Source organism: Nonomuraea polychroma (assembly GCF_004011505.1).
Classification (GTDB): Bacteria; Actinomycetota; Actinomycetes; order Streptosporangiales; family Streptosporangiaceae; genus Nonomuraea; species Nonomuraea polychroma.
The window spans coordinates 2559482-2572320 of the sequence record NZ_SAUN01000001.1; the positions used below are offsets into that span (position 1 = coordinate 2559482).

At 67.2% G+C, this 12839-nt stretch carries 8 protein-coding genes; 7 read left to right on the forward strand and 1 reads right to left on the reverse strand.

Annotated elements, in window-relative coordinates; all coding sequences use genetic code 11:
- The first annotated feature begins 36 nt into the window (after positions 1 to 36).
- The gene (locus EDD27_RS11295; RefSeq protein ID WP_241563974.1) at positions 37 to 2757 is read left to right on the forward strand and encodes a glycosyl hydrolase family 95 catalytic domain-containing protein; all 2721 of its coding nucleotides are present in this window, start codon (positions 37 to 39) and stop codon (positions 2755 to 2757) included.
- A gap of 41 nt (positions 2758 to 2798) precedes the next feature.
- On the opposite strand, the gene EDD27_RS11300 is transcribed toward EDD27_RS11295, so the two are convergent.
- Positions 2799 to 4436, reverse strand: coding sequence for a GH39 family glycosyl hydrolase (locus EDD27_RS11300; RefSeq protein ID WP_127932364.1), 1638 nt, complete (start codon positions 4434 to 4436; stop codon positions 2799 to 2801).
- Positions 4437 to 4706: 270 nt separating this feature from the next.
- On the opposite strand from EDD27_RS11300, the gene EDD27_RS11305 reads away from it, so the two are divergent.
- From EDD27_RS11305 to EDD27_RS11330, 6 genes are all read left to right on the forward strand, one after another.
- Entirely contained in the window at positions 4707 to 5750 is a 1044-nt protein-coding gene (locus EDD27_RS11305) for a LacI family DNA-binding transcriptional regulator (protein WP_127932365.1), read from the forward strand.
- Between the two features lie 245 nt (positions 5751 to 5995).
- Positions 5996 to 6985, forward strand: a complete 990-nt coding sequence (locus EDD27_RS11310) for a LacI family DNA-binding transcriptional regulator (RefSeq protein ID WP_206641358.1) — start codon at positions 5996 to 5998, stop codon at positions 6983 to 6985.
- 182 nt (positions 6986 to 7167) lie between these two features.
- Entirely contained in the window at positions 7168 to 9333 is a 2166-nt protein-coding gene (locus EDD27_RS11315; RefSeq protein ID WP_127932367.1) for an alpha/beta hydrolase, read from the forward strand.
- A gap of 177 nt (positions 9334 to 9510) precedes the next feature.
- On the forward strand, positions 9511 to 10872 hold the full coding sequence (locus EDD27_RS11320; RefSeq protein ID WP_127932368.1) for an ABC transporter substrate-binding protein: 1362 nt from the start codon (positions 9511 to 9513) through the stop codon (positions 10870 to 10872).
- An 81-nt stretch (positions 10873 to 10953) separates the two neighbouring features.
- The gene (locus tag EDD27_RS11325) at positions 10954 to 11886 is read left to right on the forward strand and encodes a carbohydrate ABC transporter permease (RefSeq protein WP_127932369.1); all 933 of its coding nucleotides are present in this window, start codon (positions 10954 to 10956) and stop codon (positions 11884 to 11886) included.
- Positions 11886 to 12767: a carbohydrate ABC transporter permease gene (locus tag EDD27_RS11330; RefSeq protein ID WP_127932370.1), complete on the forward strand. Its 882-nt coding sequence runs from the start codon at positions 11886 to 11888 to the stop codon at positions 12765 to 12767. Before EDD27_RS11325 ends, EDD27_RS11330 begins: the two co-directional genes overlap by 1 nt.
- Positions 12768 to 12839: the final 72 nt, after the last annotated feature.

The window sequence follows — 12839 nt, forward strand, 5'->3', positions numbered from 1 at the left end:
GCCATGTCCGAACACCACCTGACACGAAGGCAGCTGATGAAGGCCGGAACAGCCGGGGCCGGCGCGCTCCTGCTGCCGACGCAATGGACGGCGGTCGCCCGAGCCGCTTCGACGCCACCCCCTGAGGTGCGCGCCGCCAACGACCTGGCGCTCTGGTACGACGAGGCCGCCGGCACCGACTGGCTCCGCGCTCTCCCCATCGGCAACGGCCGCCTGGGCGCCATGGTGTTCGGCAACGTCGATACCGAACGGTTGCAGCTCAATGAGGACACCGTCTGGGCGGGCGGACCGTACGACCAGAGCAACCCCAAGGGTGCGCAGGCGCTGCCGGAGATCCGGCGGCTGGTCTTCGAGAACCAGTGGATCCAGGCCCAGGACCTGATCAACCAGACGATGCTCGGCAAGCCCGCAGGCCAGCTGGCCTACCAGCCCGTCGGCAATCTACGGCTCGGCTTCGGCAGCGCAGCCGGGGTGTCGGAGTACAATCGCCAGCTGGATCTCACCACCGCCACGACCTCCGTGACCTACGTCCTGAACGGCGTGCGGTACCGGCGCGAGGTGTTCGCGAGCGCGCCGGACCAGGTGATCGCCATCCGCCTGACCGCCGACCGGCCCGGCTCCATCACGTTCTCCGCGACGTTCGACAGCCCGCAGCGGACGACACGCTCCAGCCCGGACGCGACCACCGTGGCACTCGACGGCGTCTCGGGGGACATGGACGGAGTGACCGGCTCGGTCCGTTTCCTGGCACTGGCCCGGGCCGTCGCCGAAGGCGGCAGTGTCACCAGCTCCGGCGGCACTCTGCAGGTGTCCGCCGCCGACAGCGTGACACTGCTGATCTCCATCGGCTCCAGCTACGTGAACTACCAGGATGTCGGCGGCGACTACCAGGGCATCGCGCGGAAGCACCTCGACGCCGCCATGAAGCGGCCCTACGACAAGCTGCGCGGCCGGCACGTGGCCGACTACCAGCGCCTGTTCGGGCGCACGACGCTCGACCTCGGCCGCACCGCGGCGGCCGACCAGCCGACCGACGTCCGCATCGCGCAGCATGCGGACACCGACGACCCGCAGTTCGCCGCGCTGCTGTTCCAGTTCGGCCGATACCTGCTGATCTCCTCCTCACGGCCCGGCACCCAGCCGGCCAACCTGCAGGGCATCTGGAACGACCAGATGCGCCCGCCGTGGGACTCGAAGTACACCATCAACGCCAACCTGCCGATGAACTATTGGCCCGCCGACTCGACGAACCTGTCCGAGTGCTACGCGCCGGTGTTCGACATGATCAAGGACCTCACCGTGACCGGCGCCCGCACCGCCGAGGCACAGTACGGGGCGGGCGGCTGGGTCACCCATCACAACACCGACGCATGGCGGGCCACCTCGGTCGTCGACGGCGCGTTCTGGGGCATGTGGCAGACCGGCGGCGCCTGGCTGGCCGCCCTGATCTGGGATCACTACCTGTTCACCGGCGACGCCGGCTTCCTGCGCGCGAACTACCCGGCCATGAAGGGCGCCGCCCAGTTCTTCCTCGACACCCTGGTGCCGGAGCCGGAACTCGGCTGGCTGGTCACGAACCCGTCCAACTCACCCGAGCTCAGCCACCACCCGAATGCCAGCGTGGCCGCCGGCCCCACCATGGACATGCAGATCCTGCGTGACCTGTTCGACGGCTGCGCCGAGGCCAGCAAGGTGCTCGGCGTGGACGCGGACTTCCGGGCCGAGGTCGAGACCGCCCGCGAGCGGCTGGCGCCGATGAAGATCGGCTCCCGCGGCAACATCCAGGAATGGCTCCACGACTGGGTGGAGACCGAGCGCAACCACCGGCACGTCTCACACCTGTACGGCCTGCATCCCAGCCATCAGATCACCAAGCGCGACACACCCGAGCTGTTCGAGGCCGCGCGCCGGACGCTGGAGTTGCGCGGCGACGACGGGACGGGCTGGTCGCTGGCCTGGAAGATCAACTACTGGGCCAGGCTGGAGGAGGGTACGCGGGCGCACGACCTGGTCCGCGCCCTCGTCACACCGGCCAGGCTCGCGCCGAACATGTTCGATCTGCACCCTCCGTTCCAGATCGACGGCAACTTCGGCGCCACGTCCGGCATCGCGGAGATGCTGCTGCACAGCCACGACAGTGAGCTGCACCTGCTGCCGGCGCTGCCGGCGGCCTGGCCGAAGGGACGGGTGGCGGGCCTTCGGGGTCGTGGTGGTCACACCGTCGGCGCGGCATGGAGCGAAGGGCAGGCCGACGAGTTCCTGGTCACGCCCGATCGCGACGGCACCGTGAGAGTACGCGCCGAGATGTTCACCGGGCGCTACAAGGTGGTCGACGCCGTGCGCGGCGGCCAGGCCCGCACCAGGAAGGTCGGTCCCGACCTGATCGAGCTCGCCGGGAAGGCCGGCCACACCTATCGCGCGTACAGCTTGCAGAAGGTCCGGCTCGGCGCACCAGCCGAGGTGATCCCGGGTCAGGAGGCCAAGGTCACCGTCACCGTCCGGGCGATCGAGATGCCGCTGGCTCCTTCGGCCACGGTGTCCGTCGAGGCTCCGGACGGGTGGAGCGTCACGCCCGCCCAGGTCGTGCTGGGGCCCCTGAGTCCCGGCTCGGAACGCACTGCCGAGTTCAAGGTCACCCCGGGCGCGGACGAGCCCACGGGCGCCACGGTCCTGACCGGCAAGGCCGGCGGCCGTGACTGGAGCACGTCGGCGAAGGCCACGGTCCGGGTGTCGGACGGCCGGGAGACGACGCCGTAGGAGAGCGTCGGCAAGACGCCGGCGGAGAGCCCGTGACGCGGTCATGCCGACTGACTCAACGACATCACCGCCCAGGGCGTCAGTTCGACATCGAGGTTCAGCACACCGTTGTCGGGCACGGTCAGTGTGAACCTGAGGAGTGTGTCGGCGACTTTGCTCAGGTACTTGCTCTCGGCCCGGGACGGGTTGAGGGGGGACCCGAGCCGGTACCAGGCCTCGGCGGCGTTCCCGTGCTCCCAGTCCAGGACCTCGACGAGGAACGTGGTGCCAGGCTCCAGGCCGCCGATCGAGTGGTGGATCCTCCGGCTCGGCCCCATCTCCGCCAGCGCGCGTGTCGCCGCGTACGCGTTCTCCGAGCCGAGACCCCTCATGGCCATGTCCTCGGGGTAGTTGAAGAACACCGCGGACACGGCCGACGTCCGGCTGTCACGGGTCACGACCCCGTCGGACGTCGTGAGGAGCAGCCGGTCGCCGAGCCGTTCCAGCATCGTGAACGCGTGGAAGGCGGGCTTGTGGATGCCCCCTTCGTTCACGAGGCCGAATCCGCCGTGAAACGGTCCGATGCCGGCGCCTCCCTCCTCGAACACGTCAGTGAAGGTCCAGTAGGCGATGGAGTCGGCGAGGGTCGCGCACTTCAGGTACGCCCGCGTGATGTAGGTCGCCGCGAACAGCGTGTCGTGGATGAAGTCGCGGGCCGACGGCGACGTCGACCACTCGGTGATGTGGATCTCCGCATCGGGATACGCGCTGGTCTGCACGAGCTTGCGCAGCAGGGTCAGGTCGTCGAACGTGGCATCGGCGTACCGGGTGATGTGCACGCCCTCGCCGTCGGCGCCGTACGCGAAGTCGGTGGGGTACAGGTGGGTTGAGATGAAGTCGATCGGGAGCTCGCGCTCCGCGCACCAGGCGATGAAGTCCTCGATCCAGACCGGGCGCCAGTCGAGCGCGTCCACGTCGGCCGCGCCGGCTGTCTCGAGCATCGCGGAGCGGTCCTCGGTCTCGCCCTTGTAGCGGTCGTCGGGCACGAAGACGCTCGTCGCGGGCCCGCCCACCTTCAAGGCCGGATCGATCTTCTTGATCGCCCGCACGGTCTGCTCGTAGAGCTCGAAGTATTCGGTCTTCGTGCCGGTCCAGAAGTGGGGGACCAAGTTGGGCTCGTTCCACACCTCGAAGCGCCACTCCCGCACCTCGGCGAGGCCGTACCGGTCGATCCAGTGCTCGACCGACCTCGTGACCAGCTCGACCCAGCGCGCCATGTCCTTGGGCGGGCTGCAGTGGGCGCCCCACCAGAACACGGTCTCGGTCGCCGTCGCCAGCTCGCGCGGCATGAAACCCAGCTCGACGAAGGGACGGACACCGCGGTCCACCAGGAAGTCGAACACCTTGTCCACATAGCTGAACGTGTACACGGGCGAGGCAAGGGGCGTGTTCGGGCCGAAACCGCCGCCGTAACTGCCCCGGTAGACGAACATGTCGTCGTGGAAGACGCCATGAAAGCGGATGTACCGGATTCCCAAGGCGGTGACGACCTCGGCGAATTGCTGTTGCCAGTCCGCGCGCAGTGCCTCGTTCGCCCGCCCGGCGCCGACACACTCGCTCCAGATGTGCGGGAGCGCACTCTCGTCACGCAGCTCACCGTCGATCCGGAACCGGGGTTCGAACGCACCGTCGCTCTTCATGGTCTCACTTCTCTTCACGAAATCGTTCAAGGGATGGGGGAGGGCGGTGCTAGCCCTTCACGGCGCCTAGCGACAGGCCCGACTGCCAGTACCGCTGCAGACTGCCTCTCGTCCTGAGCTGATTACGAACATATTTCGCAACTTGTTCGTTGTTGTGAGGACATTAGGTGTCGTGCCTGTTCTGTGTCAACGGGGGGACGAGAGGGAAGGCCTGGCGAGAAGGGTTCGTGGTAGGTTTCGAAATAATTTCGAAGCCCGAAGGGAGCCCTCATGCGACGGCGAGGTCGTTCCGAGCGAGCCACCTTGGCGGATGTCGCCCGACTGGCCGGCGTCTCGCCGGCGACCGCCTCGAAGGTTCTCAACGGACGCAGCGATGTCGGGGCGAAGACGCGCGACCTGGTGCTAGGAGCCATGGCCGAGCTCGGCTACAAGCCGACGGCGGTGCGACACGAGCAAACGCGAGACCGCACCCTCGTCACCGTGGTCGACATCGTGGAGTCCCGTTACGCCGGGACGGTGCTCAGGGGCATCCTCGTGGCCGCGACCTCGGCGCAGGCCGAGCTCCTCCTTCGCCTGCCGCCCGACGAGCCGATCAGCACGAGCCGTACGGCGGCCCGCGCCTGGATGGAGGAGCAGAAAGCGTCCGGTGTCGTCGGCATCATCGCGCTCGCCGTCGCCGTGCCCGACTCGATGCTCTTCGCCGCGGAGGATCTCGAGGTGCCCGTCGTGACGATCGACCCCATCGATACGACCGAATCACGTCTCGTCAGCATCGGCTCCACCAACTGGGCGGGCGGTCGCTCGGCGACCGAGCACGTCATCAAGCTCGGCCACCGCAGGATCGCCTGGATCGGCGGCCCCCTGGGCTCTGCCCCCTCACTTGAACGCTTCCACGGCTACCAAGCCGCGCTCGACTCGGCCGGCATCACGCTGGACCGCGCACTGATCCGCCACGAGGCGTTCTCCGTCGAGGCGGGACTCCGGCACGGCCATGGCCTCCTTGCGCTCGACGAGCGGCCGACCGCGATCGTCGCCGGCAACGACGAGATCGCCGTCGGGGTCCTCGCCGCGGCCAAGGAGCTTCACATCACCGTCCCGAGCGAGCTGTCGGTCACGGGGTTCGACGACACACCACAGACCGAGTGGACGACGCCCCGGCTCACGTCCGTCCGGCAACCTCTCGTCGGCATGGGCCGGATGGCCGTCGAGACCGTCCTCAGCATGGCGGACGGTGTCCAGCCCGCCTCCAGGCACCTCCAACTGGCGACGACCCTCAGCGTCCGCGACTCGACGGGCCCCGTCCCGTCATCCTGATCCGCGAGCACCGCAGAGCGGCCTGATCGCCCCGGCGAACCTCCAGCTCAGCAGCGGTATTCGGGGTCATGGCGCGGCGAACCTGGCCCGGACCGCGCGATCCGGCCAACGTTTCTACCTGATGAACGGTCGGCCGAAAAGGTCTTGTTTCTGCCATCGTCATCGCTTACCGTGACGCTGCAAACGTAACCGATAACGATTGCAACCTGTGAGGCGGCATGGCCCAGGGCGGCGCGCCGGTGACGATGAGTGATGTCGCACGCTTAGCCGGCGTCTCCACCGCGACCGTGTCGCGGGTGGTGAACGGGCGTTACGGCGTCAGCGCGAGCACCATCGCGCAAGTCCGTTCGGCCATCGAGCAGCTCGGCTACGAGTCGAGTCTGGTGGCGACGAGCCTGCGGCGCAGCCGTACCAACGTCCTGGGTCTGGTGACCCACAGCTTCCAGTCCTATACGGCCGAGGTGCTCAAGGGGGTCATGGATGCGCTGAGTCAGTCGGGTTTCGACCTGATCATCTACGCCAACAGTGACCTCTACGGGACGTACTCGGACGGCTGGGAGCAGCGGCACCTGGCGCGTTTGTCGGGCACGCTCACCGATGGGTGCATCGTGGTCACGCCCTCGGGCGAGGTGCGGAGCGGCACTCCGGTCGTGGTCATCGATCCGGCGAGGGGCTCGACGGTGCCGTCGGTGACGGCGGACAACTTCGCGGGCGCCACCGCGGTGGTCGAGCACCTCCTCGGCCTGGGGCATCGGCGCATCGGCTTCATCGCGGGCCGCGCCAGCCTGGAGGCCGCGTGGTCGCGTGAGGCGGGTTACCGCAGGGCGCTGGCCGAGGCCGGCGTTCCGATCGATCCGCAGCTGATCGCAAGAGGAAGCTTCAATCCCGAGTCTGCGGCACCGCTCGCGCGGGCGCTGCTGGACAGGGCGGACCGTCCGACGGCGATCTTTGCGGCGAGCGATGGAATGGCGCTGAAGGCCCTGGAGGTCGCGAACGACTTGGGGCTCAGCGTGCCCGGCGACCTGTCGGTGGTCGGCTTCGACAACATTCCGGAGTCCGCGTTGGCCGAGCCGGGGCTGACCACCGTGGACCAGTCGATGTACCGGCTCGGGTACGAGGCCGCGCGCATGCTGAAGTCGCTGGTGTGCGGCGACTGGGAGGGCCCGCGCCAGATCGTGCTCCCGACCCGCCTGGTGGTTCGCGGCTCCACCGCGGCGCCGAGGAGCCCTATGTGACCGTGGCGCCACTCACAGGCACGGCGTCCCATCGCACCTGACGTTCGCGGCAACGAACGTCAGGTGGGCAAGCCGACCCCTCGACGGATGGAGGTGCGAACACCAACCACAAACTATCCACCGCATGAATCAGGCCGGCCAGTCGGGCATCAACCGTGGCCGGCCATTAAGGGAGTTTTCGCATGCCTTCTTTACTTTATCACGGCAGGTCACGCCCTCAGGGCGCGCGCCGGCTCGCAGCGGCGATCGCCGCCGGCGTCATGGCGATCGCGGCAGTGTTGCTCGCGCCGCGGCCGGCGGCGGCGGACACGCCGTGGCTGAATGTCTCCGAGGACGGTTACGCGTCGTTCAGCGTCCCAGCGGCCTACGTCGAGGCCAACGCGGGCCAGGTTTCACAGGTCGTCATCGAGGGCAACTTCGGTCCCTCCTTCGCCTGGGCGGAGTTCGGCCTGACCCGCCGGGGCGACGTCTGGTCGGGGGTTCTCGGCCCGCTCAAGCCGGGCCTGTACTCCTACCAGGTCACGGGCGATGACACCAAGGGTCTGAAAGATCCGACCAACAGCACCAGCGTGACGTCCCAACCTCTCCGGAGCACCTTCTTCGTGCCGGGCGACGCGGTGCGCCTGCTGGCGGACGCCCCTCAGGGGCAGGGCGGCAAGGTCGAGACCCTGACCTACCGGACCAAGCACGAGGAACGGTCGGCTCAGGTATGGACGCCGCCGGGGCACGCGGCCGAGGGCCCCAAGGCCTACCCGGTGCTGTTCCTGCAGTCCGGCGACGGCGGGAGCGCCACCGACTGGCTCGACCTCGGCCGGGCCAAGCAGATCCTCGACAACCTGTCGCTCCAGAAGGCCATGGAGCCGATGGTGGTCGTGATCAGCGACGGTGACGGTTTGAAGGATCTCCGGAAGGCGGTCGCCGACCGCTACCGGGTCCATCGCGATCCGGCGCATCAGGCGATCGCCGGGGTGGCCGAGGGCGGGACGCAGGCGCTGCGCGCCGCTCTGACCCACCCGGGTCAGTACGCCTACGCCGGCTCGTTCTCCGGTCTCCTGACGGATGGTGTCGGCCGGGTGGACGCGAACGCGATCAACCGCCACGTCAAGCTGGTGCGCCTGTACACGGGGAACGTGACGGATCCTGCGTACAACGCGACCTACCGCCTGACGAAGGCGCTGGACCGCGCCCGGATCACGTACGAATTCGACGGGGTCAACCCCGACGCCGGGGCGAACTGGAACGCCTGGCAGGAGAACCTCATCGATTTCGCGCCGCGGCTGTTCCGCAGGGTCTCGGATCACGGTCCGAGCGCCGGGCACGGGAAGCTGAAGGGCGAGTTCACCCCGCCGGCCCCCGGCACTACCCCGACGCCGTTCGTCACCGAGGACGGCTTCGTCACCTTCGAGACCACGACGGACTTCGCTGCCGCCGAGCGCGTCAAGGTGTGGGCGAACTGGGCGCCCAACGGAAGTTGGCTGCGCATCCGGCTGTCCCGTGAGGGCGACCGGTGGCGGGCGACCGTGGGCCCGCTCGACCCGTGGTTCTACTACTACCGGCTGATGGTGGACCGGGTCTCGGTCAAGGACGCGTCGAACCCGACGAAGGTGACCTCCGAGCCGACCTGGAGCACTTTCCTCGTCAAGGGGGACGAGGCACGCCTGCTCACGGACGTTCCCGCCGGTCAGGGCGGCAAGGTCGAGAGCATGACGTACCGGAGCAGTGTGGCGAACCAGGACCGGACCGCGCTGGTCTGGACCCCGCCGGGGTACGACCCGGACCGTGCGCAGCCGTATCCCGTCTTCTACCTCCAGCACGGTGGCGGCCAGAGCTACACGGACTGGGTGGAGATGGGACGCGCCAAACAGATCCTCGACCACCAGTTCCTCGACGGGGACCTGGTGCCGATGGTGGTCGTGATGGGCAACGGCAACGTGTCCGACTTCAACAAGGAACTGCTGCAGAACATCGTCCCGGCGGCCCGCGCCCGCTACAACGTCTCCGACGACCCCTCGCAGCAGGCCCTCGCCGGCCTGTCGATGGGTGGCGGGCAGACGTTCGGCGTGCTGAAGGCCTTCCCGGGCCGGTTCGCCTACGTCGCGGCGTTCTCGGCCGGGTTCGGCAGTGCCGCCGGCGTCGACGCGGAGGCGATCAACAGCGGCACCAAGCTGTTGCGCCTGTACGTCGGCGACCAGACGGACTTCGTCTACCCGTCGTTCATGACGTCCCTGACCACCCTGAACAACCTCGGTATCCGCTACGAGTTCGACGGGGTCACTCCGGGCCCGCACGGCTGGGACGTGTGGCAGAAGAACCTCATCGACCTGGCGCCACGCCTGTTCAAGCGCTAGGCGAGCCCGTCCGCCCGGCCTTCGCCGAGGGATGCGGGCTGCGTTAGCGCTCACATGTGGATCGGCCGAAGGACGGGGCGCGCGTCGCGTCACCCGTGCCCCGTCCCGGCCGATCGCTCGGTTCCAACGGCGGCGCATGAACCTTCGTGCGCCGCGATCCCCAAGGGAAACATGCCAATGAACAAGAAATGGCTCTCTGCTGCGGCGGCCATGCTCGCCGCCGCCACCGCGCTCGCGGCCTGCTCCTCCGGCGGGGGAGGGGGCGCGAACACCGCGAGCGGCAGCGGCGCGAGCAACTGCACGAACACGATCCCCAAGAAGAATCTGCCGGTCGTGACGATGTGGGGCTGGTACCCCAACATGCAGCTCGTCGTCGACAACTTCAACAAGCAGAACGGCGAGGTGCAGGTCTGCTGGACCAACGTCGGCCAGGGCAGTGACGAGTACGACAAGTTCCAGACGGCCATCTCGGCGGGCACTGGCGCACCCGACGTGATCATGATCGAGATGGACCGGATCCCGACCTTCCAGATCCAGAACGCGCTCGTCGACATCAAGAAGTACGGCTTCGACGCCGTCAAGGCCGACTACAGCGAGGGCGCGTGGAAGGACGTCTCGGTCGGTGACGCGGTCTACGGCGTGCCGGTCGACGGTGGTCCGATGGCGATGATCTACCGGAAGGACATCTTCGAGAAGTACGACATCACGCCTCCGAAGACGTGGGCCGAGTACGAGCAGGCGGCCCAGAAGATGAAGGACGCGGGTGGTCCGGCGTTCGGCGACTTCGCCGCGAATGTGTCGGCGCTCACGATGGCGCTGCAGATCCAGAAGGGCGCGGCCCCGTTCACCTACGACCCGGCGCAGCAGAGCTCGATCGGCGTCAAGCTGAACGACCAGGCCTCCAAGGACGTGCTCGACTACTGGGGGCGTCTCGCGCGGAAGGAACTGGTCGGGACGGAGGACCAGTTCACACCGGAGTACATCTCCGGTGTGATCAACGGTAAGTACGCGACGTACATCTCGGCGGCCTGGGCGCCCGGCTACCTCACCGGCGCCGGCGTCGGCAAGGGCGAGGACACCGGCAAGTTCGCGGTGGCGCCGCTCCCGCAGTGGGATCCCGCCAACCCGGTGCAGGTGAACTGGGGCGGGTCTGCCTTCTCCGTGACAAGCCAGGCGAAGAACCCCGAACTCGCGGCGAAGGTGGCGTACGGCCTCTACGCCGACAAGGAGTCGCTCACCCACGGCTGGACCAACCAGATCATCTTCCCGCTGAACCTCAAGGCGCTCAACGACCCCGAGTTCGTGAACTTGAAGGTGGCGTTCTTCGATGGCCAGCAGGCCAACAAGGAGGTTTACGTCCCCGCGGCCAACGCCTACAAGGGCGTCACCTACAGCCCGTTCGGCCAGTACTACTTCGACGCCATGACGAAGCAGGTCAGTGCGCTCATCGAGGGCTCCGTCACCGGTGCGCAGGCCGCTGACCGGCTTCAGGAGGACGTGGCGAGCTACGCCAAAGAGCAAGGCTTCACCGTTCAGTGACGGAAAGGGTGGGCCGTCTTCCACCGGCCGGCCCACCCACGATCTCCCAGCATCGACATCCCGGAGTCCAGGTTGACCCTCATGATCGAGAAGAGTGCGCCAAGCGCCCAGGACAGAACGTACAAAATTCGCGGCAAGGTGCGATTCCGTGAGCATTTGATGGGGTGGCTCTTCGTCGGGCCATTCGGGATCGTCTTCCTGGCATTGCTCATCGCGCCGCTCGCGTACGCGCTGTACCTCAGTCTTTTCCAGAAGAGGCTGATCGGCGGCACCAGCTTCGTCTTCCTCGACAATTACGTGAAGGCGTTCACCGACCCGAGCTTTCTTTCCGGGTCATGGTTCGTCATCCGCTTCTCGCTGGTCTCCATCCCGCTGCAGATCATCGTCGCGCTCGCGATGGCCCTGATCCTGGATGCCGTGACCTCTCTGTTCGCCCGCTTCTCCCGCCTCATGATCTTCCTCCCCTACGCGATCCCCACGGTCATCGGGGCCGTCATGTGGGGATTTCTGTACAGCAAGAGCTTCGGGCCGCTCTCCGACATCTTCGGTTTGTTCGGCGCCGCCCCGCCTGATTTCCTCAGCAGCAACCTGATCTTCTACGGTCTGGTCAACGTCGTCACCTGGCAGTGGGCCGGCTATTACATGATCATCCTGTACGCGGCGCTCCAGGGCATCGACCCGGCACTTTACGAGGCCGCCCGCATGGATGGTGCCGGCAAATGGCAGATCGCGCTCCGGATCAAAATCCCGCTGATCGCCCCTGCGCTGCTCCTGATCCTGATCTTCTCGCTCATCGGCACCCTGCAATTCTTCAACGAACCGCAAATTCTGCGATCCCTCGCGGCCGGCACGATCGGACCGGACTTCACCCCCAACATGTACGCATATCAGCAGGCATTCGCACTCGCGAACTTCAACTACGGATCGGCGATCTCCTTCGCACTCGGCGGGATCGTCTTCGTCGGCGTCTACGCCTTCCTGTTCTTCACCCGCAAGCGGAGGAGCTTCCTGTGATGAGCGACCGTTCCCGCGCCGGCGTCCGCCGCCCGCCACAACGCCATCTCCCCCTGCAGGTGCTCCTCGGCTTCCTGGTCGTGTACTTCCTCGTGCCGTTCTGGTGGGTCATCGTCAACAGCTCCAAGGATGCCCCCGGCCTGTTCGGCGGCGGCAACACCCTGTGGTTCGCCGGCCGGATCGACTACCTCGGCAACCTCGAGCAACTGTTCACCTATGACAATGGGATCTACGGGAGGTGGATACTCAACTCCACGCTGTACGCACTCGCGGGCGGCGTCGGCGCCACGGTCCTGGCCGTCATGGCCGGCTACGGATTCGCCAAGTACCGCTTCGCCGCCAGGCGCTTCAGCTTCGCGCTCGTGCTCGGCGCGTTGATGGTGCCGGCGACGGCCCTGGTGATCCCCACCTTCATGATGTTCTCCGAGTTCGGCCTGACCAACACGATCTGGGCGGTGATCCTCCCATCACTGCTCAACCCGTTCGGTGTCTACCTGATGCACGTGTACGCGCGCGACGCGGTTCCCGACGAGATCCTGGACGCGGCGCGGGCCGACGGTGCGGGTGAGGTACGAACGTTCCTCCAGGTCGCATTACCGCTGATGCGGCCCGCGGTGGTCACCGTGCTGCTCCTGTCCGCCGTGGCGTCCTGGAACAACTACTTCCTGCCTCTCGCCATGCTTTCCGACAACCGCCTATTCCCCGTCACCGTCGGGCTCGGCCTCTGGCAGGGAATCGCCTCGGCGAACAACGCGGGCAGTACCTCCCTCTGGAGCCTCATCATCATGGGCGCGCTCGTGTCGGTCGTTCCCCTCGTCATCGCCTTCTTCACGCTTCAGCGGCACTGGCGCGGAGGGCTGTCCGTCGGTGGCCTGAGGTAGGCCGGTGTCGGTCCTCCAGTCAATCAACCTGTACGGATGGGCTGAGACGGTGGATTTGGCAAGATCGGTTCT

Coding starts and splice junctions, on each gene's coding strand:
- EDD27_RS11295 (WP_241563974.1), top strand. CDS start 37: ATGAAGGCCGGAACAGCCGGGGCCGGCGCGCTCCTGCTGCCGACGCAA.
- EDD27_RS11300 (WP_127932364.1), bottom strand. CDS start 4,436: ATGAAGAGCGACGGTGCGTTCGAACCCCGGTTCCGGATCGACGGTGAG.
- EDD27_RS11305 (WP_127932365.1), top strand. CDS start 4,707: ATGCGACGGCGAGGTCGTTCCGAGCGAGCCACCTTGGCGGATGTCGCC.
- EDD27_RS11310 (WP_206641358.1), top strand. CDS start 5,996: ATGAGTGATGTCGCACGCTTAGCCGGCGTCTCCACCGCGACCGTGTCG.
- EDD27_RS11315 (WP_127932367.1), top strand. CDS start 7,168: ATGCCTTCTTTACTTTATCACGGCAGGTCACGCCCTCAGGGCGCGCGC.
- EDD27_RS11320 (WP_127932368.1), top strand. CDS start 9,511: ATGAACAAGAAATGGCTCTCTGCTGCGGCGGCCATGCTCGCCGCCGCC.
- EDD27_RS11325 (WP_127932369.1), top strand. CDS start 10,954: ATGATCGAGAAGAGTGCGCCAAGCGCCCAGGACAGAACGTACAAAATT.
- EDD27_RS11330 (WP_127932370.1), top strand. CDS start 11,886: ATGAGCGACCGTTCCCGCGCCGGCGTCCGCCGCCCGCCACAACGCCAT.